This window comes from Dactylosporangium sp. NPDC005572 (assembly GCF_040605515.1).
Classification (GTDB): domain Bacteria; phylum Actinomycetota; class Actinomycetes; order Mycobacteriales; family Micromonosporaceae; genus Dactylosporangium.
In genome coordinates this window covers 1-18842 of sequence record NZ_JBEXCY010000222.1, presented here as the reverse complement: position 1 = coordinate 18842, position 18842 = coordinate 1, and the positions used below count along the sequence as shown (strand labels likewise).

At 74.0% G+C, this 18842-nt stretch carries 19 protein-coding genes and 2 pseudogenes; 7 read left to right on the top strand and 14 right to left on the bottom strand.

From position 1 onward, the window contains the following. Window positions 1-115: 115 nt before the first annotated feature. The 5 genes from ABZS66_RS51825 to ABZS66_RS51805 are packed head-to-tail and all read right to left on the bottom strand — an operon-like array spanning window position 116 to window position 6662. Window positions 116-2053 (bottom strand): GMC family oxidoreductase N-terminal domain-containing protein, encoded by a 1938-nt coding sequence (locus ABZS66_RS51825; protein WP_354770638.1) that lies wholly within the window; start codon window positions 2051-2053, stop codon window positions 116-118. Beyond that, entirely contained in the window at window positions 1989-2771 is a 783-nt protein-coding gene (locus tag ABZS66_RS51820) for an ABC transporter ATP-binding protein (protein ID WP_354770636.1), read from the bottom strand. Before ABZS66_RS51820 ends, ABZS66_RS51825 begins: the two co-directional genes overlap by 65 nt. Continuing rightward, window positions 2768-3514 (bottom strand): ABC transporter ATP-binding protein, encoded by a 747-nt coding sequence (locus ABZS66_RS51815; RefSeq protein ID WP_354770634.1) that lies wholly within the window; start codon window positions 3512-3514, stop codon window positions 2768-2770. Before ABZS66_RS51815 ends, ABZS66_RS51820 begins: the two co-directional genes overlap by 4 nt. Continuing rightward, window positions 3511-5430: an ABC transporter permease gene (locus tag ABZS66_RS51810; protein ID WP_354770632.1), complete on the bottom strand. Its 1920-nt coding sequence runs from the start codon at window positions 5428-5430 to the stop codon at window positions 3511-3513. Before ABZS66_RS51810 ends, ABZS66_RS51815 begins: the two co-directional genes overlap by 4 nt. Window positions 5431-5438: 8 nt before the next feature. Further along, entirely contained in the window at window positions 5439-6662 is a 1224-nt protein-coding gene (locus ABZS66_RS51805; RefSeq protein ID WP_354770630.1) for an ABC transporter substrate-binding protein, read from the bottom strand. 341 nt (window positions 6663-7003) lie between these two features. Between ABZS66_RS51805 and ABZS66_RS51800 the strand changes: the two genes are divergently transcribed. Beyond that, window positions 7004-8137, top strand: a complete 1134-nt coding sequence (locus ABZS66_RS51800; protein WP_354770628.1) for an acyl-CoA dehydrogenase family protein — start codon at window positions 7004-7006, stop codon at window positions 8135-8137. Between the two features lie 98 nt (window positions 8138-8235). Here ABZS66_RS51800 and ABZS66_RS51795 read toward each other — a convergent pair whose 3' ends face one another. Together ABZS66_RS51795 and ABZS66_RS51790 are read right to left on the bottom strand one after the other, a co-directional pair. Next, window positions 8236-9030, bottom strand: a complete 795-nt coding sequence (locus tag ABZS66_RS51795; RefSeq protein WP_354770626.1) for an acyl-CoA dehydrogenase — start codon at window positions 9028-9030, stop codon at window positions 8236-8238. 197 nt (window positions 9031-9227) lie between these two features. After that, a complete protein-coding gene (locus ABZS66_RS51790; RefSeq protein WP_354770624.1) occupies window positions 9228-11411 on the bottom strand; it encodes a GGDEF domain-containing protein in 2184 nt (727 codons plus the stop codon). Between the two features lie 110 nt (window positions 11412-11521). Here ABZS66_RS51790 and ABZS66_RS51785 point away from each other — a divergent pair, with 110 nt between their 5' ends. Next, window positions 11522-12433 (top strand): RNA polymerase sigma-70 factor, encoded by a 912-nt coding sequence (locus ABZS66_RS51785; RefSeq protein WP_354770622.1) that lies wholly within the window; start codon window positions 11522-11524, stop codon window positions 12431-12433. Here ABZS66_RS51785 and ABZS66_RS51780 read toward each other — a convergent pair whose 3' ends face one another. Continuing rightward, window positions 12434-12886, bottom strand: a complete 453-nt coding sequence (locus ABZS66_RS51780; protein WP_354770640.1) for a hypothetical protein — start codon at window positions 12884-12886, stop codon at window positions 12434-12436. Window positions 12887-12888: 2 nt separating this feature from the next. Here ABZS66_RS51780 and ABZS66_RS51775 point away from each other — a divergent pair, with 2 nt between their 5' ends. Further along, complete coding sequence (locus ABZS66_RS51775) at window positions 12889-13029, top strand: SDR family oxidoreductase (protein WP_354770620.1); 141 nt, start codon at window positions 12889-12891, stop codon at window positions 13027-13029. Between the two features lie 8 nt (window positions 13030-13037). Here ABZS66_RS51775 and ABZS66_RS51770 read toward each other — a convergent pair whose 3' ends face one another. Then, on the bottom strand, window positions 13038-13808 hold the full coding sequence (locus ABZS66_RS51770) for an SDR family NAD(P)-dependent oxidoreductase (protein WP_354770618.1): 771 nt from the start codon (window positions 13806-13808) through the stop codon (window positions 13038-13040). Window positions 13809-13877: 69 nt separating this feature from the next. Here ABZS66_RS51770 and ABZS66_RS51765 point away from each other — a divergent pair, with 69 nt between their 5' ends. Continuing rightward, entirely contained in the window at window positions 13878-14354 is a 477-nt protein-coding gene (locus ABZS66_RS51765) for a hypothetical protein (protein ID WP_354770616.1), read from the top strand. A gap of 42 nt (window positions 14355-14396) precedes the next feature. Here ABZS66_RS51765 and ABZS66_RS51760 read toward each other — a convergent pair whose 3' ends face one another. Then, on the bottom strand, window positions 14397-14786 hold the full coding sequence (locus tag ABZS66_RS51760) for an SRPBCC family protein (RefSeq protein WP_354770614.1): 390 nt from the start codon (window positions 14784-14786) through the stop codon (window positions 14397-14399). A 7-nt stretch (window positions 14787-14793) separates the two neighbouring features. Further along, on the bottom strand, window positions 14794-15822 hold the full coding sequence (locus tag ABZS66_RS51755) for an aldo/keto reductase (RefSeq protein WP_354770612.1): 1029 nt from the start codon (window positions 15820-15822) through the stop codon (window positions 14794-14796). 69 nt (window positions 15823-15891) lie between these two features. On the opposite strand from ABZS66_RS51755, the gene ABZS66_RS51750 reads away from it, so the two are divergent. After that, a complete protein-coding gene (locus ABZS66_RS51750; RefSeq protein WP_354770610.1) occupies window positions 15892-16455 on the top strand; it encodes a helix-turn-helix domain-containing protein in 564 nt (187 codons plus the stop codon). A 37-nt stretch (window positions 16456-16492) separates the two neighbouring features. Here the strand turns inward: ABZS66_RS51750 and ABZS66_RS51745 are convergent, their stop codons facing one another. The 3 genes and pseudogenes from ABZS66_RS51745 to ABZS66_RS51735 form a co-directional block, all read right to left on the bottom strand. Then, a complete protein-coding gene (locus tag ABZS66_RS51745) occupies window positions 16493-16789 on the bottom strand; it encodes a hypothetical protein (protein WP_354770642.1) in 297 nt (98 codons plus the stop codon). 33 nt (window positions 16790-16822) lie between these two features. Next, a pseudogene (locus ABZS66_RS51740) lies at window positions 16823-17038 on the bottom strand (NAD(P)/FAD-dependent oxidoreductase); the annotation flags it as partial. A 266-nt stretch (window positions 17039-17304) separates the two neighbouring features. Continuing rightward, window positions 17305-17577, bottom strand: a pseudogene (locus tag ABZS66_RS51735) (NAD(P)/FAD-dependent oxidoreductase); the annotation flags it as partial. Between the two features lie 204 nt (window positions 17578-17781). Between ABZS66_RS51735 and ABZS66_RS51730 the strand changes: the two are divergent. Further along, window positions 17782-18330: a phosphoribosyltransferase family protein gene (locus ABZS66_RS51730; RefSeq protein WP_354770608.1), complete on the top strand. Its 549-nt coding sequence runs from the start codon at window positions 17782-17784 to the stop codon at window positions 18328-18330. A gap of 17 nt (window positions 18331-18347) precedes the next feature. Beyond that, the coding region (locus tag ABZS66_RS51725; protein ID WP_354770606.1) for a nitronate monooxygenase at window positions 18348-18842 on the top strand (495 nt) is incomplete at its 3' end.

The window sequence follows — 18842 nt, the reverse complement described above, 5'->3', positions numbered from 1 at the left end:
ACGGGACCCGTTTCGAACCGCCCCAGCTGCTGCTCCACAAGGCCGCCCGCGGGGAGCTGTTCCGCTAGCAAGCAGCGCCGGGCCCGGAGTGCTCCGGGCCCGGCGTGGCTCCACCTCATCCGAGATGTGCGGCCAGGCGCTCGGCGTTCAGGTGGGCGATGGCCTGGATGGAGATCATCGGGTTGACGCCCGACGACGTCGGGAACGTGGACGCGTCGGCGATGACCAGGTTCGGCACCTCCCACGTCGCGCCGTCCGGGCCGGCGGCCGACGTCGCGCGGCTGCCGCCCATCCGGGCCGCGCCCATGATGTGCAGCGCGGCCATCGCGATCTCCCCGGGCGCGGTACCCAGGGCGGTCGTGTGCCGGATGAAGTCGTCGATCGAGCCCTTGCCGCGCTCCCAGGTCAGGCCGCGCTGGTGGCCGGAGAAGACGCTCGCCGCGCCCGCCGCCTCGACGATACGGGCGGCGCCCTCGATGCCGGCGCGCAGGTGCGCCGCGTCGTAGGCGGAGAGGCGGTAGTGCACCACGGGCTCGCCGTCGCGGCCGACCCGGACCTGGCCGCTGTCGCGGTCGCGGGTGATGATGCCGACCCCGCTCAGATACGGCAGCGACCGCATCCGCTCGAAGTGCGCCCGGGCGCCGGTCCAGCTCATGAACGACACGGCGATCGCCGGGTTGGTGGCGGCGGTCTCGTAGATGACGCCGTAGCCGCGGCCGTCGAGGTCGGCGTGCTCGGTGGAGTACCGGGTCTGCATGCCGCCCTCCCACGGGCGGACCTCGTCGGGGAAGACGCCCCACACGCCGGTGGCCGGGTGCAGGCGCAGGTGCCGGCCGATGTTCGGGTTGGTCAGCCCGGACCGGCGCAGCAGGGCCGGGGTCTGCACGCTGCCCGCCGCGGCGACCACGGCGCGGGCCCGGATCGTCACCGGGTGCCCGCCGGCGGCGGTGCCCGCGACGCCGGTGGCCCGGCCGCCCGCGATCGTCACCGTGCGCACGTCGACCCCGACGAGCAGGCGGGCGCCCGCCTCCTGGGCGTCGACGAGCCACGTCTTGGCGGTCGACTGCTTGGCGCCGAGCCGGCAGCCCAGGCCGCAGCGGCCGCACTCGACGCCGGTGTCGCAGCCCTCGACGTTGCGGGGCATCGCGTCGACGTGCCAGCCGAGCTTCTCCAGGCCGCGCTCCATGAGCTCGTCGCGTGACGAGATCCGGTTGTGCCGGAGGTTCACGCCGAGGCGGGTCCAGACGGCGTCGAGGCTGCGGTCGTACTCGCCGCTGGTGAACGGGGCGCCCCACTCCTCGCGCACGTTCGCCGGGGTGCGGAACGACGTGGAGTAGTTCACCACCGTGCCGCCGCCGACGCACTGGCCCTGCAGCAGGCTCAGCTGGCCCTCGGCGGTGACGGCCGGGCCGGGCGCGTAGAGGCGGGACAGGCCGGACAGCTCGCCGCCGTCGAAGTCCCGGTCGTCGTAGTACTCGCCCTTCTCCACCACGACGACGTCGAGGCCGGCGGCGGCGAGGACGGCGGCCGCGGTACCCCCACCGGCACCGGATCCGACGACGACCACGTCACAGTCGAGGACCGTAGGGCCGGACGGGCGGATCGGGGTCAGCGGCGGCTCAGGGGCGTCGGCGCGGGTGCCGAGCGGGCCGGGGTAGCCGATGGCGTCCCAGACCGGCGAGTGCCCCGTCGGCCCGGGCGTCAGGTAGTAGGCGAGGGTGGCCGCGCCCTTGAGCGCCTGGAACACGGCGCGCTTCTGCGTGACGCCGGACTCGGCCAGGGCGAGCAGCATCCGCTCGCGGCGCTGCTGCGGCTGGCGGGAGAACCGCCGCGCCCCGCCGCCGAGCAGCAGCCGCACGGCCCGCGAGTCCCAGGCGGACAGCAGCTGCTGGAACTGCCGTACCTCGGCGGCGCGCGGGTTGTGCAGGACGAGCGCGGCCATGACGTCGACGGCGCCGAGCCGGCTGGCCGGCGGGACGCCGTCGCCGTCACCCGGTGTGAAGGTGTCGCAGATGCTCACCAGGGCGGCGCGCTGCTTGGCGGTCAGTTCCATCGGGCGTTGCCTCCAGGCTGGTCGGGGTGGTGCCGAAGTACGCCTCGGCGACGGCGTGCCGGTCGGCCCGCAGCCGGGCCGCCGGTCCGGTGAGCGCGACCCGGCCGTGGTGCAGCACGACGGCCCGGTCGGCGACGGACAGCGCCAGGTCGATGTGCTGCTCGACGAGCACCACACCGACGCCGAACCGGTCGGCGAGGGACCGGACCGCGGGCAGCAGGGCCTGGACCGCGACCGGGGCCAGGCCCATGCTCATCTCGTCGACGAGCAGGACGCGGGGGCGCCCGGCGAGGGCCTTGGCGATGGCGAGCATCTGCTGCTCGCCGCCGGAGAGCAGGCCGCACCGGCGCGACATCAGCCCGGTCAGCGCCGGGAAGAGCTCTTCGTGCATGCGGTCGCCGTTGTCGCGGCGGGCGAGGGCGAGGTTCTCGCGCACGGTCAGGCCGTGGAACACGCCCCTGGTGTCGGGCACCAGGATCAGCCCGGCGCGCGCGTTGCGCTCCAGCCGGCGGTGCAGCGGCCGGCCGAACGCCTCGACCGAGCCGCGCATCGGGCGGATGACCCCCGCCGCGGTGAGCAGCGTGGTCGTCTTGCCCGCGCCGTTGGGACCGAGCAGGGCGAGCACCTCGCCCTCCCCGACCTCGAGGTCGAGGTCCCGGACGGCCGGGATTCCGGCATAGCCGCTGGTGATGCCGTGCAGGCGCAGGAGCACGCTCATGGTGCCAGCTCCGATCCCAGGTAGGCCCGGCGGACGGCCGGATCCGCGAGTACCGCCTGCGGCGTGCCCTCGGCGATGACGACCCCGTAGTCCAGGACGTACGCCCGGTCGCAGGCGTCCGCCACGAGGGTCATGTCGTGATCGATCAGCAGCACCGCCAGGCCCGTCGCGGCGACCGCGCGCACGTGCCGGCCGAACTCGGCGCTCTCGTCGGTGTCCAGCCCGGCCGCCGGCTCGTCGAGCAGGACGACCCGGGTGCCGCCGACGAGCGCCCGGGCCACGCCGGCGATCTTCTGCCGGCCCAGGCTCAGCTCGCCGGGCCGGCGGTCGGCGACGAAGTGCAGGCCGAACAGCTCCAGGACCTCGTCGACGTCGCGCCCGGGCCGGCGGCGGCCGGTGAGGTCGCCCCACAGGTTGCGCAGCGGCCCGCGGCCGGTGGCGACGGCGACGTTCTGCCGGACCGTCAGGTCGGCGAACAGCTCGCCGGCCTGCCAGGTGCGGGCCAGGCCGGCGCGGCGTCGCTCGTGCGGGGCGAGCCGGTCGATGCGCCGCCCGGCCAGGCTGACGGTGCCGCCGGCCGGGGTGAACCCGGTGACCGCGTCGACGAGGCTGGTCTTGCCGGCGCCGTTCGGGCCGATGAGCCCGACGACCTCGCCCTCGCCGACGGTGAGGCTGACGTCGTCGTTGGCCAGGACGCCGCCGTACCGTACGGTCAGCGCCTCTGTCCTCAACAGCGTGCTCATGCGGTCGCCCCTCGACGACGGACCAGGTGCGCGATCCCCGACGGGTTGAGCACGGCCGTCACCACGAGCGCGCAGGCCGCGATGAGCGTGTAGTAGCGGCCGAGGCCGAACGTCGTGCCGAGCAGCGTGTAGAGCACACCCAGCGGGGCGATCAGCCCGGCGATGACGGCGCCGCCGATGCGGGTGATGCCGCCGACGTAGGCCATGCACAGCACGCTGAGCCCGACGACGACGTTGAACGACTCGACCGACAGCTGGGAGCGGCTGTACCCGATGAGGCACCCGCCGACGCCGGCGAGGAACGCCGACAGCGCGAAGCCGGCCAGCTTGGTGCGGGCCACGTCGATGCCGGCGCCGGCCGCGGCGCGCTCGTTGGAGCGGATCGCCAGGAACGACTGGCCGGTCGCGCCGGCCAGCAGCCGGGCGACGACGGCGACGAGCAGCCCGACGATCACGATCACCGTGGCGGAGAACGCGGCGGTGGTCAGGTCGGTGCCGCGGCGCACCTCGAGGTCCCAGCCGAACAGGGTCGGGCCGTCGATGAGGTTGCCCTCGAACGGGGTCAGCGCCGGGTTGGCGAACACGAGCTGCTGCAGCGCGACGGCCCCGGCCAGGGTCACCACCGCGAGCTGCGCGCCCCGGATCCGCAGCGCCGGCAGGCCGACGGCGACGCCGACGAGCGTGGCCACGCCGGCCGACAGCAGGATCGACAGCGGGAACGGCACGCCCCAGGCGACCGTGGCCCGGGACAGCACGAACCCGCCGGTGCCGGCGAAGGCCATCGAGGCGAGCGAGATCTGCCCGAGGTAGCCGGTGAGCACGACCAGCGACAGGGCGACGAGCCCCATGATGACCGACGTGACCACGCCGAACCGCCAGCTGCCGGAGGTGAACGCGACGGCGGCGGCGGCCGCCGCGACGAGCCCGGCGGCCGCGGTCCACGGGCGGCGCGGCAGGGTCACGGCCGGCATCCGGACCGTGCCCAGCGCGCCCCGGGCCGGGATGTGCCGGCCCAGCACGACCAGGGCGACGACGACGAGGACGAACGGCAACGCCTCGCCGAAGCCGGCCTGGGCCCAGGCCGGCCAGCCGTCGTTGGTGCTCAGCAGCAGCAGGATCGACTGGAGGCAGCCGATCGCCACGCCGGCGGCGCAGGCGGTGACGACCGACGTCAGCCGGGCCAGCAGCGCGGCGGCGAGGCCGGGCAGGACGTAGAACATGTAGCCGATCGGGTCGAGGCCGAGCGTCGGCGCGGCGAGCACCGCCACGACCGACGTCGCCGCGCCGGTGATCACCCACATGACGCCGGCGAGCCGGTCGGGCGACAGCCCGGTCAGCCGGGCGGCGCGTTCGTCCTCCGCGCTCGCCCGGGTGGCGACGCCCCACCGGGTGAACCGGAAGTACGCCGACAGGGCCGCCGCCACCGTGACCGCGACGCCGAGCAGGACCAGGTCGCTGACGTTGAGGAACGTGCCGCCCACCGCCAGGGTGCGGTCGGTGAGCAGCGGCTCCGCGAGGGCGCCGCCGGTCGGGAACCGCAGCGGCACCAGCGCGGCGATCGCCAGCATGAGCCCGACCGACGCCACCACCTGCGACAGCGGTGGCGCCGAGCGCAGCGGCCGGAACACCAGCCAGTGGGCGGCCAGCGCCAGCGCGGCGGTGCAGAGCACGCCGATCGCGACGGCCGCCCAGGCCGTCATGGGCGCCGCGCCGAGCGACACCGAGCCGGCGGGCAGCACGAGGGTACCGCTGCGCCGCAGCTCCGCGACGACCCACACGCCCCACAGGGCGAACGAGCCCTGCGCGAAGTTGAGGACTCCGGTGGCGGCGTGCAGGGACACGATCGACGCGGCGATCACGGCGTAGACCGAGCCGGCCGCGAAGCCCAGCGTGACGAAGAGCAGGACCTGGTCCATGGTTCGGGTTACACCGCTCCGGGGATGGCGGCGAGCACCTGGGGTACCGGGGAGATCCAGGTGCCGGTGACGGGCTTGGCCGTGCCGTCGGGCTGCACCACGAACAGCAGCATCTGGGTCGTGCAGTTCGGCGACGTGGCGCTGCCGCAGGTGAGCTTCGGGCCGAGGAAGCTCGGGAAGTCCTTCAGCGCCTTGAGCGTCTTGAGCACGCCGGCCCCGGTGAGGTCGCTGTCCGGCGCCGCGGCCAGGGCCTTGGCGAACGTCACGAACAGCGCGAACTCGCCGTAGGCGTAGTAGCCGGGGGTGCCGCCGCTGACGCCGGTGATGTACTTCTCGGCCAGCGTCAGCTCGGTCTGCACGTCGGCCGGCGCGTACTTGGCCGCGGCGGGCAGCCAGTTCGAGGAGTAGAGCGCGCCGCCGGCGGCCTGGGCGGGTGAGCTCTTGATGTAGTCGGTGCAGGCGGCGGTGAAGATCTCGCCCTTGTACTGCAGCTGCCGCAGCGCCTTGACCAGGGCCGAGCAGACCGCCTCGCTCGGCGCGGCGACCAGGCCGCCGACGTCGGGGTTGGCCTGGGCGATGGTCGACGCCAGGGCGGTGAAGTTCGGGTTGGTGGCGGAGAAGTAGATGCCCTTGGCGTCGATCCCGAGCGTCCTGGCGAGCACCGGCAGCAGGTTGTCGATGGTCTGGTGCGACGACGGGGTGTCGACCAGGGCCAGGGTCACCGACCGCTTGCCCTCGGACTTGAAGGCCTGCAGCGCGCCGATGAGGAACGACGCCTGCGGCGCGGCGAAGAAGACCCGGTTCTCGGCCTTGGCGCCGGTCACCGAGTCGAACGGGATCATGCCGACGAGCGGGATCTGGGCGGCGGTGAGGGCCGGCAGGGCCGCGCTCGACGAGAGGTTGTAGCCGTCCATGACGGCCACGACCTTCTTCTCGACGAACGTGTTCGCGCACGACTGGGCCCGCTCCGGCGTCGTGTCGGTGTCGCACGTCACGACCTCGAGGGGGTGGCCGTTGATGCCGCCGAGTTCGCCGTTGACGTAGGCGAGGGCCGCCTTGACGCCGGTGTCGGTGCCCGGCTGCGGGACCGGCCCGCCGGACGGGTTGAGGAAGCCGACGACGATCGGCGGTTTGGAGAATGTGGCTGACGCTGACGGTGCGGGCGTTTCCGAGGCGCAGCCGGCGGCCGTCGCCAGGAGCGCGACGAGGAGGACCGCGGGAGACCGGCGCATGGGTTCCTCATTTCGAAGACGTGGTCGCCGCCCGCAGGGGTGGGGGCGGCGACGGACAGCTCGCGTACGGAAGGCGCGGGATGGCGCGTACCGCCGGGCCGGTGTGCGGCCGGTCCGGCGGTACCGGAGGTGCCAGGCTGATCGGCCCGCGCACCCGGCGCGGGCCCTCGTCGTTCTGCACGGCACTGTAAAGCAGCGTTAACTTCTTGGGAATGCCACCCGCTGGTAGCGCGCCGCCGGCAGCTCGGCACTGAGAATCGTGACTAACAAAATGGGGCTTGCCGCGAGGTGCCGGCAGGCGTCAGTATCAAATATCAAATCCGCGCACCGATGGAGCCGACGTGAACCGCACGATCCACACCGACGAGCACCGGGCGTTCCGCGAGCTGGTCCGGGCGTTCGTCGACAAGGAGATCGCCCCGCACCACGAGCGCTGGGAGCACGACGGGATCGTCGACCGCGAGGTGTGGCGGGCGGCCGGCCGGGCGGGCCTGCTCGGCTTCTTCGTCGATCCGCACTACGGCGGGGCCGGCGTGACGGACCGGCGCTTCAACGCCGTCCTCACCGAGGAGCTGGCCCGGGCCGGCGCCAGCGGCCCCGCGTTCGGGCTGCACAACGACATCATCGGGCCGTACCTGACCGACCTGACCACCGAGGAGCAGCGGCAGCGGTGGCTGCCCGGCTTCTGCTCCGGCGAGATCGTCACCGCGATCGCCATGTCGGAGCCGGGCGCCGGCAGCGACCTGCAGGGCATCGCCACCACCGCCGTGCGCGACGGCGAGCACTACGTCCTGAACGGGCAGAAGACCTTCATCAGCAACGGCATCCTGTCGGACCTGGTCATCGTCGTGGCCCGCACCGACCCGGCGGCCGGCCACCGCGGCATCAGCCTGCTGGTGGTCGAGCGCGGGATGGCCGGCTTCGACCGCGGGCGCAACCTCGACAAGATCGGGCAGAAGGCGCAGGACACGGCCGAGCTGTTCTTCTCCGACGTGCGCGTGCCCGCGGCCAACCTGCTCGGCGCCGAGGGCCAGGGCTTCGCCTACCTGATGCGCAACCTGCCCTACGAGCGGCTCTCCATCGCCGTCGCGGCCCTCGCCGGCGCCGAGACGGTGTTCGAGCAGACCGTCGCCTACTGCAAGCAGCGCCACGCGTTCGGCTCGCCGATCGGCAGCTTCCAGCACAACCGGTTCGTGCTGGCGGAGCTGGCCACCGAGCTGTGCATCGGCCGCGTGTTCCTCGACCAGTGCCTGGTCGAGCCGCAGCTCACCGCGGAGACCGCGGCGATGGCGAAGTGGTGGTGCACGGAGCTGCAGCAGCGCACCGTCGACCGCTGCCTGCAACTGCACGGCGGCTACGGCTACATGCGCGAGTACCCGGTGGCCCGCGCGTTCCTGGACGCCCGGGTGCAGACGATCTACGGCGGCACGACCGAGATCATGAAGGAGGTCGTCGGCCGGTCACTCGGCCTGTGACGGCGACGAAGCGCTGCACGGTGCCCTGGGTGCGGCCGCCGTCGCTGATCATCGACGGGATGACCAGCTCGGGCTCGGCGCCCACCGCCGGAATCGCATCATCGCGGTGCTCCGTGTGTGCGCTCGTACCGCCGCACGGCCCGCCGCGCGATCGCCCAGCGGTGCACCTCGGACGCGCCGTCGTACACCCGGAACGGGCGGATCTCGGCGAGGAACCGGGCCAGCGGCAGGTCGTGGGAGACGCCCCGCGCCCCGCACAGCTGCACGGACCGGTCGACGACGCGGTTGACCGCCTCGGAGACGAACGTCTTGGCGATCGACGTCTCGGCGCCGCCGCGGCCGCCCTCGTCGAGCACCGCGGCGGCGGTGCGGATCAGCGCCCGCGACGCCGCGAGGTCGATCTCGTTCTCGGCGATGAGGTGCTGCGCGAGGCCGAGGTCGGCGAGCCGGCTGCCGAACAGCTCCCGCTCGACGACGGCGCCGAGCATGATGTCGTTGGCCCGGCGGGCCAGCCCCAGCCAGCGCATGCAGTGGGTGAGGCGGGCGGGCGCGAGCCGGACCTGGGCGTGGGCGAAGCCGCGGTGGGCCTCGCCCAGGACGGCCTCCTGCGGCACCCGGCACCGCTCGAACGTCACCTCGCAGTGCCCGCCGGTGAAGGCGTGGTCCATCGTGCCGATGTGCCGCCCGACGGTGAGGCCAGGGGTGCCGGCGTCGACGAGGAACATGGTGGCGGCGTCGTCGTTCGTGCGGGCCATCACGATGAAGAACGCGGCGCCGTCGGCCCCGGTGATGAACCACTTGCGCCCGTCGATCACCCAGTCGTCGCCGTCGCGGACGGCGGTCGTGGTCAGCGCCGCCGGGTCGGACCCGGCGCCCGGGGCGGGCTCGGTCATCGCGAACGCGGAGCGCACCGCGCCTGCGGGTCGGTGTCCAGCGCGTCCTCCACCGGGATCACCCGGTCGTCGACGAAGTTCCTGATGCGCTCCACGATGGCCATGACGCCATCCTCGACCGAGGCTCCGGCGCCTGGAGCATCGGGGCCTCATACGTGAAACACGGCGAGGCCACCGGCGCCGTGAACGTGTGAGCGTCAGCGGGTGCCGGCCTTCACGCGGTACATCGCGGCATCGGCGGCCGACAGGATCTCGTCGGCGGTGTCTCGGTTGTCGCGGGTGGTCGCGCCGATGCTCACCCCGATCCGGACCATCCGGCCGGCCAGGTGGAACGGGGCCGCGATGGTGGCCCGCAGCCGCTCGGCGATCTCGTCGAGCTGCGGCTGGGCCGTCACCTCGTCGAGGAACACCACGAACTCGTCGCCGCCGAAGCGGGCGGCGACGTCGCCGGAGCGCAGCGAGCGGCGGATCCGCTCGGCCACGTGGACCAGCAGCTCGTCGCCGGCCGCGTGGCCGAGCGTGTCGTTGACCTGCTTGAACCCGTCGAGGTCGAGGAACAGCACCGCGAAGTGCCGGCTCGGCGTGCTCGCCGCGCCCTGGAGGGTCTCCACGAACGCGGCCCGGTTGGGCAGGCCGGTGAGCGTGTCGGACAGGGCCGCCTGGCGCAGCCGCTCCTCCTGCTCGCGCAGGTCCAGGGCGACGGTGAACAGCGCCGCGCACTGGTTCACCAGCTCCCGGCCGTCCTCGACCCGGCTGTCGACGACGTCGACGATCGCGAGCAGCCCGCGGTCGCTCGCGCCGACCTTCGCCGGTACCACGAACACCGCCTCGTCCGCCCCGGCCGCCGCGACGAGCTCAGCCGGCGGGAACTGCGCGACGGGCAGCACCGCCGGGCCGATCGGCGGGCCGGGCCGGCGCCGCCAGGCGGGCGGGACCCGCAGCTGCCGGTCGGGGGTCCACAGGCCGACCGCGCCGCTGCTGGCCTGGGTCACCGCCAGCCACGTCAGGGTCGTCGGGTCGGTGCCCCGCTCGTACAGCAGGGCCATGCTCAGCTCGTAGTGCGCGCTGATCGTCGAGCGCAGCCGCCACCGCTCGCCGAACTGCGCCCGGTGGTGCAGCCGCGCCGTGGCCAGGATCAGGTCCTGCACGCAGATGTCGACCCGGCGGGCCGCGGCCGGCACGGGAAGATCGAGGCTGCGGGTGTACTCCTGGACCGCCCGGGACAGCACCCGCAGGCTCTCCGGCGTGGGCCGCAGCTCGTAGATGCGCATCAGCGCCCGCGCCGCCGGCACCACGTCGGGCCGGTCCCCGGCCGCGGCGGCGGCCATGACGGCCTTGGCCAGCGCGCCGGCGTCGCGGAGTGCGTCGAGGTCCTCCGGGGTGCGGTACGCCTCGGGCGGCAGCAGCACCGAGAACCGCTCGACGAGCCGGTCCGGCTCGCCCGGGGCGGCGCCGGCCGGGTGCGCGGCCGTGTCGGCGCAGCCGCACGACGAGCGCGGCACGAACGCCGTCGGGATGCGGGGCCGGCCCGGGGGCGTGCCCGGCTCGGCGACGGCGCGCAGCAGCAGGCCGACCGCCTCGGCCGCCATCTCGCCGAGCAGCTGCCGGACGCTGGCCAGGCCCGGCTCCTGGAACGCGGCGACCTCGAGGTCGTCGAACCCGGTGATCACGTAGTCGTCGGGGCAGCGCAGCCCGGCCTCGGTCATCGCCCGCACGACGCCGATCGCGTTGCGGTCGGTCGCCGCCACGATCGCCGGCGCGGGCGGCCCGGCGCGCAGCGCCTCGGGCGTGGCCCAGGTCACGCCGCTCTCCAGGTTGTCGACCGCGGGCAGGAACAGGGCCGGGTCGGGGGTGATCCCGTGGGCCAGGAGCGCCTCGCGGTACGCCTGGTAGCGCTCGGCGACGTCCGTCACGGTGATGTTGCCGGTGAACGCGATCCGCCGGTGCCCGTGGGCGACGAGGTGCGCGACGGCCTCGCGGATCCCGGCGCCGTTGTCGGCGAGGACGGCCGGCAGTGCGGCCCGCCCGTCGTCGTGCCCGTCGTCGTGCCCGTCGTCGTGCCCGTCGTCATGGCCCAGCAGCACCACCGGCTTCCCCGAGGCCCGGATGCGTTCGATGTACTGGCTGGTCACGGCGTCGGCGAGCACGACGAACCCGGCGACGTGGTCCCAGGCGACGGGCGCGTCGAACTCGGGCGACCCGCCGTTGACCGTGATCGAGGCGGCAGCGTCGAGCGTCTGGACCACGAGCGTGCGGCTCCCGGCACGGGCCGCGGCGGCACTGATCCCGGCCAGCAGCGTGCCGTAGTAGACGCCGCCCGCGAACGGGGACAGCACCCCCACCACCGGACCGTCCAGCATCACCACCTCCGCCTCCTCCATCGGTAGCAGATCGCCCGACCTTCGCGGAAGCCACCGTTCTGTCGAGTGTCATGTCACAACGGGCCGAGCTGCCGTGTCATGGGTCCGGATCCCGGTGGAAGGTGGTCGTCATGGAGGAGTTCGAGGAGCTGCGGCCGCTGCTCTTCTCGATCGCGTACCGCATCCTCGGCAGCGTCAGCGAGGCGGAGGACGCGGTGCAGGAGACGTGGCTGCGGTACCGGACCTCCGGGACCGAGCCCGAGTCGGCCAAGGCGTTCCTGTCGGCGGTGGTGACCCGCGTCTCGATCAACGTGCTGCGCTCGGCGCGCTTCCGGCGGGAGGCATACGTCGGGGAGTGGTTCCCGGAGCCGCTGCTCACCGACCCGTACGAGGACCCGGAGCGGGCCGCCGAGCTGGCCGACTCGGTGTCGATGGCGGCGCTGCTGCTGCTCGAACGGCTCAGCCCGCTCGAACGGGCGGTGTTCGTGCTGCGGGAGGTCTTCGGGTTCGGCTTCCCGGAGATCGCGTCGGCGGTCGGCCGCTCCGAGGCGGCGTGCCGGCAGCTGGCCGTGCGGGCGCGCCGGCACATGGACGCCGGCCGCCCGCGGTTCGAGGCCGACCGGCGCGAGCGCGACGAGCTCGCCGAGCGGTTCTTCGAGGCCTTCCGGGAGGGCGACCTCGACGGCCTGCGCGAACTGCTCGCCGCCGACGTCCAGCTGACCAGCGACGGCGGCGGCAAGGCCCCGCAGCTGCAGCGCCCGATCCTCGGCGCGGACCACGTGGCCCGGCTGCTCGCCGCGGTGGCCGCGCCGCTGGCCCGCATCGGCGTCACGGTCGAGCCGCACGCACTGAACGGCCAGCCGGGCGCCCTGTTCCGCACCGCGGACGGCAAGGTCCTCAACGCCTTCACGCTCGACGTGGCGCAGGGCCGGGTCCAGGCGATCCGCATGGTGATCAACCCCGACAAGCTCCGTCACCTCGGCCCGGTGGCCGACGCCTGGTCCCTGTCCCGCGCCTTCAACGAGGCCCGCCGGTCGTCCTGATCACACCGCCCGCAGGGCCCCCGGCCGGCGCCCGGCCAGCCGGTCGAGGGCGGCGGCGGTCGCGTCGTCGGCCGGGAGGAGGACGACCAGCCGCTGCTCGTCGGCGTCCGGAAGGTCGAGGATCTCGTACGCCAGGCGCAGCGCCCCGGCCTCCGGGTGAAGCATCCGGTCGACGCCGGTACGGTCGGTCGGGCCCGCCGGCGCCGCCATCCGGTCGACGAACGCGGGCCCGGCGAGCACGGTCAGGTCGGCGGCCGGCTCGGCCGCGTGTGGGTCGTTGCGGCGGACCTCGCCCTTGAGCCAGGCGACCTGCTGGTCGGCGACCCGGTCCCGGTCGGGGTACGCCGCGCGCGCCCGCGGGTCGCTCAGCACGTACCGCACCAGGTTGGGCCGGTGACCGTCGAGCAGGCCGACCGGCCGGGCCAGCCGCTCGTAGCCGGGGGTGGCGGCCAGCGGTGCCGGACGGGTGCACCGACGCGATCCCGCTCGGGCGGTTCCTGGACGCCGACGAGGTCACCGCGCCGGTGGTGTTCCTGGCGTCGGCGGCGAACACCGGCATCACCGGGCAGGTGATCGCCGTCGACGGCGGTGTCTGACGACGGGCCTACCAGGCGATGCGGCCGAGGCGGTCGACGAAGATGCCCGACGGGCCGTCCGGGGGCAGGGTCGCCAGGCGGACGATCGGGTCGGTGCCCTGGGTGACCGTGAGCTGGCCGCGGTGGCCGTTCATGTCCGTCGCGGCGAACGTGTGGTTGGCCACCTCGCCGGGTGTCACCGCGTTGAAGCGGATCCGGGGGAGGGCCTGGGCGTAGCGGACGGTGAGCATGTTCAGGGCCGCCTTCGAGGAGCTGTAGGCCAGCTCGTGCATCCGCGAGACGGGCTGCGACGGGTCGGTCACCACCGCGAACGAGCCGCCGGCGCTGGTCACCATCACCACTCGCGGATGGTCGGCGGCCAGCAGCAGGGGCAGGAACGCGTGCGTGACCCGGACCGGTCCGTAGACGTTCGTGTCGTACACGGCGTGCAGGTCGGCGGCCGTGGCGTCGGCGGGCGGGACGGCGCGCCCCGGGGCGCCGGCGTTGTTGACCAGCACGTCCAGGCGGTCGGTGTGCGCGCGCACCTGCAGTACCGCCGAATCCACCGAGGCGTCGGAGGTCACGTCCAGGGTGACCGGCACCGCCGCCACACCATCGGCGGCCAGCTTCGCGGCGGCGGTCCGGCCCCGCTCCCCGTCCCGCGAGCCGAGGAAGACCGTCCAGCCCAGCGCGCCGAGCCGGCGGGCCGTCTCCAGGCCCAGTCCCTTGTTCGCCCCGGTGATCAGCACCGAGGTCCGTTCCGAGCTCGTCGTGTCCGTCGTGTCCGTCGTGTTCGTCATGTCCATGGGACAAGACAGCCCGGCCGGCTGTGACACGCCGGGCGCGGGACTGCGTGTAGAGTTTTGAACATGTTCAAGGATGGTTGGCTGCTGGGCGGTCTGGTCGTCTCGGTCCTGCTGCGCGGCGCGGTCTGGCTCCTCAGTCTCGGCATCGTCGGCCCGGTGCTCGGCCCGCTCGACGTCGTCCTCTACACCTTCGCCGATCACGGCGCCGTCACGGCGATCGTGGCCGGCGAGGCCGTGGTGGGCGTCGGGCTGGCGGTCGCGACCGGCCTGGCCTGCGACGGCCTGCGCCGGGACCGGCTGTGGGCGTGGCGGCTGGGTCTGGGCCTGGCCCGCTGCTACGTCGTGCTCAACGCGGTGGCGGCGGTGGCGTCCCTCGCGCTGGTGCCGATCTGGGGCTGGTGGGTGGGCCTGCTCGGCGCGGTGTTCTACCTGGCGTCGCTGGCCGCCGCCGCGCTCGCCCGGCGCGACCTGGCGTCCGGTCCGCGGGTCCGGGTCGTGACGGGCCTCGCCACCCTGCGCCGGCTGGCCGCCGACGCCTGACCCGGCCGGGGCCGGTGTCCGGCGGCGGAGGGTGGCGAGGCCCTAGGCCTCCAGGACCTGCTTCAGCAGCAGCAGGTCGTGCTTGACCAGGCCGGTGTCGCGCTCGAACTCGGCGTCGGTCATGCCCGGGGTGCGGCGCAGGGTGAAGACGACCTCCGTCGCCAGGCCGTCGGCGATGGCCCGCAGCGGGACGTACACCGTGTCGCCGGATGGGGTCACGACCTCGTGGTCCAGGATGCCGTACTCGTTCGGCGGGGCGAACGTGACCTTCACGCGGCCCTCCGCGGTCTCGACGTACCAGGCGCCGGCCTCGTGGACCACCGCGCTGCCCAGGCCGGGCGCCCAGCGGGGGAGGTTGGCCGGGTCGGACGCGAACGCGTACACCTCGGACACCGGGCGGTCGATGTGCACGCTCAGGTGACGGGACTCCATCGACCGATCATGTCATGCGGCGGCGGCGCAGCGCCGGGTCGAGCAGGGCCGGCGGGGTGTCGAACTTCTCGTCGGGAGCCAGGTCGACGCCCGGCGGGACGATGGCGTCGATCGCGTCGAGGACGTCTGCCCGCAGTACCGTATCCGCCGCATCCAGCTGGGACCGCAGGTGGTCGATCGTCCGCGGGCCGACGATCGCACCGGTGACGGCCGGATGCGCGGTGACGAACCCGAGCGCGAGCTGGATCAGGGTCAGGCCGGCCTCGTCGGCGACCTTGGCCAGCCGCTCCACGGCGTCCAGGCGGGCCTGGTTGGCGGGGCGGGTGAGGTCGAAGCGCTGCGGCATGAACGCCGAGCGGCTCGTGGTGATGTCCCGGCCGGCGCGGACCGCGCCCGACAGCCAGCCCGACGCGAGCGGGCTCCAGGCGAGCACGCCCAGGCCGTACCGCTCGGCGACCGGCAGCACGTGGGCCTCGATCCCGCGCTGGAGGATCGAGTAGCTGGGCTGCTCGGTGACGTACCGGCTGAGCCGGTGCTCGCGGGCGGCCCACTCGGCCTGCACCATGCGGTAGGCGGGGAAGGTGGAGCTGCCGAAGTACCGGATCTTGCCGGCCCGCTGCAGGTCGGTCAGCGCCGACAGGGTCTCCTCGTCGCTCGTGGCCGGGTCCCAGCGGTGCAGCTGGTAGAGGTCGACGTGGTCGACGCCCAGCCGGCGCAGGCTCGCCTCCAGCGCGGTCACCAGCCAGCGGCGCGAGCCGCCCCGGTGGTTGCGCTCGTCGCCCATCGGCATGCCCGCCTTGGTGGCCAGCACGACGTCGTCGCGGCGTCCGGCGATCGCCCTGCCGACGAGCTCCTCGGACTCGCCCTGGCCGTACATGTCGGCGGTGTCGACGACGTTGATCCCCGCGTCGAGGGCGGCGTCGACCATGGCCGTGACCTCGTCCGGTGTGGTGCGGCCCAGCCGGCCGAAGTTCATGGCGCCGAGCACGAGCGTGCTGACCTGGACGCCGGTGGTGCCGAGGCTGCGGTACTGCATGATGCCTCCCGATCTGGCATGCTTGAACGGCAAGCGGAACCGTGTTCCGCTACTCCGAACATACGGAACATGGTTCCGTTTGCCAAGCGGGAGGTCGGATTGGCCGGGAAACGGGCCGACGCGCGGCGCAACGAGGCGACCCTGCTCGACGCGGCGGCCGCCGCCTTCGTCGCGTCGGGCGTCGACGCGCCCGTGCGCGACATCGCCGCCCGGGCCGGGGTCGGCGTCGGCACGATCTACCGGCACTTCCCGACGCGGGCGGACCTGATCGTGGCCGTGTACCGCCACCAGATCGAGGCGTGCGCGGCCGCCGGCCCGGACCTGCTCGCGGCGAGCGACAGCCCGCGCACCGCGCTGGCCCGCTGGATCGACCTGTTCGTCGACTTCCTGGTCACCAAGCACGGCCTCGCCGAGGCGCTGCGCTCCGACGACGCCGCCTTCGAGACCCTGCACGCGGCGTTCCTGGACCGCCTGCTGCCGGTCTGCGCCGCGCTGCTCGACGCCGGCGGGATCCGGTCGGTCGACGCGTACCAGCTGCTGCGCGCGGTCGGCAACCTGTGCATCGGCGCGGGCAGCGACGCGCGGTACGACGCCCGCCGGATGGTGGGGATCCTCGTTGCCGGACTACCCTAGATCGGGTCTGGAGCCGATAGGCCGCGACCAAAGCCGGCTAGATGTCCCACTCCCGGCCGAACCAGCGGCGGATGCGGTCGGTGCCGAAGGCGTGCTTGTCGGCGGCCAGGTCGGCCGACGGGCCCTGCAGGCCGCCGACCGGCCGCTCACCGGCCCGGAACGTGACGTCGACCTTCGCCACCCGGTCGCCGCCGAACTCGAGGTAGCAGATGCCACGCCCGTCGTACGTGGCGTCGGCCGACTCGCCCCGGACGGTGGCGACGATGCGCTGCGCGGCGACCGCGGCCTGGCCCTCGGCGAACACGCCGGCCTTCGGGGTGCCGACGCTGGTCACGTCGCCGACCGCGTACACGCCCGGGAACGCCGTCTCCAGGGTGTCCGGGTCGACCGGGATCCAGCCGTCGACGGCGAGGCCCGAGGCGGCCACGACGGCCGGCACGCGGTGCACGGGCACGCCGAGGAAGAGGTCGTACTCCAGCTCGCTGCCGTCACTGAGGACCGCGACCGAGCGTTCGGCGTCCAGCGACCGCACGAGGCGCTCGGGGTACCACCGGATCCCGCGCTCCTCGAAGGCGGCGAGCACGGCGGCGGAGGCCTCGGGCGACGGCGGATCGGGGTGCCCAGCGGCATGACGAGCGAGATCTCGGAGCGCTCCCGCAGCCCGCGGGCGCTGAGGAACTCGTGGGTGAGCAGCGCCGTCTCGCTGGGCGCGGGCGGGCACTTGAACGGCGTCGAGGTCACCGCGACCACGACCCTCCCGCCGGGGAAGCGCTCCAGCACGTCCCGCACGGCGAACGCGCCGGCGACCGTGTAGAACTCGTGGCCGCCCTCCAGGAGCCCGGGGGTGGCCTCCGGGTGCAGGTCGGCGCCGAGCGCCACGACCAGGATGTCCGCGTCGAACGCCCCGGCGGTCGTCTCGACCCGCCGGGTCGCCGGGTCGATCGCGGTGACGGTGGCCGCGACGAACCGCACGCCGGGCGTGCCGAGGCCGGCGTAGCGGTGCAGGACCCGCTCGGGCTGCGTACGGCCGAACATGACGTCGAGCTTCGAGAACCCGAAGACGAACCCCTCGGCCCGGTCGACGAGCGTCAGCTCGACCGCGTCACCGCACCGGGCCGCCACGGTCGTCGCCAGCTCGAGCCCGCCGAACCCGGCACCGAGCACCACCACACGAGTCACCACGCCGCGAGCCTAGCGCGCCAAGATCCACCTGTGCGGCCATCCGTGACTCGTCCGAACGGCCGTCATCCGGCGGGGCGCCGCGGTGGTGCCGCGGTGATTTGATGGAACGGAGGTGCCACCCGCGCACCCGGAGTGGAGCCTGCCGTGGAAGTGGCGTCGTTCGCTGTCGGCATCGTGGGCCTCGTGGTCGGCATCCTCGCCCTCTTCCCCATCACGCTGCGCGTCCGCCGCCGCTATGCCTGGCGCTCGGTCCTGGCCGGGGTGAAGCGACTGGCCCCGGAGGTCCAGCGGTTGCGCCCCGACGTGGTGATCGGCCTGGCCGACGGTGCCGTTCCGGCGGCGATCCTGGCGCTGAACTACCGGGTCCAGCGCCTGTACTTCGTCGACGCCCCGATCTCCGGGCGCCGCAACGGTGGCGGTGCCGAGCTGTGCCTGGACGGGCTGCCGGGCGACCTGTCCGGGATGCGGGTCCTCATCATCGACAACCACGTGTACACCGGCAGCAACCTGGCCGAGGCGGTTCGCCAGGTCCGCGGGCGGGGCGCGGCCGAGGTGGTGACGATGGTGGTGTACCGGCACGTGGTCGCTGCCCCCGTCGCCGTGCCCGACCATGCGGCGTACGACTTCGCGGACCGGCTCATCCCGATCCCGTGGAGCTTCTCCGACGGGCACAAGAACGCCTATATCGCCTGACGCGGAATGATGGGCGCATGGGGCTCGTCACGTCGTTCACGGAACTGCTCGGGATCCGGTACCCCATCGCGCTCGCGCCCATGGGCGGGTCGGCCGGTGGTGCGCTCGCGGCGGCCGTCGCCAACGGGGGCGGGCTCGGGCTCGTCGGCGGTGGGGACCGCGGGTGGCTGGAGCGTGAGCTGGCGATCGTCGCCGAGCGGACCGACCGGCCGTGGGGCGCCGGGTTCCTCACCTGGGCCGCCTCCCCGGACGCGGTGCGGTTCGCGCTGGAGCGCGGCGCCCGGGCCGTCATGCTGTCCTTCGGGGAGCCGGAGCCGCTCGCCGGGATCGTGCGCGACGCCGGTGCCGTGCTCATCGTGCAGGTCACCGACCTCGCCGAGGCACGGCGCGCGGTCGAGGTCGGCGCCGACGTCGTCGTCGCGCAGGGCACCGAGGCCGGCGGGCACGGTGCGGCGCGCCACAGTGGACTTCGGGCCGATGATGCGCACGTCCGGCACCGACTGCAGCGCGTC

Coding starts and splice junctions, on each gene's coding strand:
- ABZS66_RS51755 (WP_354770612.1), bottom strand. CDS start 15,822: ATGCAGTACCGCAGCCTCGGCACCACCGGCGTCCAGGTCAGCACGCTC.
- ABZS66_RS51795 (WP_354770626.1), bottom strand. CDS start 9,030: ATGACCGAGCCCGCCCCGGGCGCCGGGTCCGACCCGGCGGCGCTGACC.
- ABZS66_RS51815 (WP_354770634.1), bottom strand. CDS start 3,514: ATGAGCACGCTGTTGAGGACAGAGGCGCTGACCGTACGGTACGGCGGC.
- ABZS66_RS51810 (WP_354770632.1), bottom strand. CDS start 5,430: ATGGACCAGGTCCTGCTCTTCGTCACGCTGGGCTTCGCGGCCGGCTCG.
- ABZS66_RS51765 (WP_354770616.1), top strand. CDS start 13,878: ATGTTCAAGGATGGTTGGCTGCTGGGCGGTCTGGTCGTCTCGGTCCTG.
- ABZS66_RS51820 (WP_354770636.1), bottom strand. CDS start 2,771: ATGAGCGTGCTCCTGCGCCTGCACGGCATCACCAGCGGCTATGCCGGA.
- ABZS66_RS51825 (WP_354770638.1), bottom strand. CDS start 2,053: ATGGAACTGACCGCCAAGCAGCGCGCCGCCCTGGTGAGCATCTGCGAC.
- ABZS66_RS51760 (WP_354770614.1), bottom strand. CDS start 14,786: ATGGAGTCCCGTCACCTGAGCGTGCACATCGACCGCCCGGTGTCCGAG.
- ABZS66_RS51770 (WP_354770618.1), bottom strand. CDS start 13,808: ATGACGAACACGACGGACACGACGGACACGACGAGCTCGGAACGGACC.
- ABZS66_RS51785 (WP_354770622.1), top strand. CDS start 11,522: ATGGAGGAGTTCGAGGAGCTGCGGCCGCTGCTCTTCTCGATCGCGTAC.
- ABZS66_RS51790 (WP_354770624.1), bottom strand. CDS start 11,411: ATGGAGGAGGCGGAGGTGGTGATGCTGGACGGTCCGGTGGTGGGGGTG.
- ABZS66_RS51750 (WP_354770610.1), top strand. CDS start 15,892: ATGGTTCCGTTTGCCAAGCGGGAGGTCGGATTGGCCGGGAAACGGGCC.
- ABZS66_RS51805 (WP_354770630.1), bottom strand. CDS start 6,662: ATGCGCCGGTCTCCCGCGGTCCTCCTCGTCGCGCTCCTGGCGACGGCC.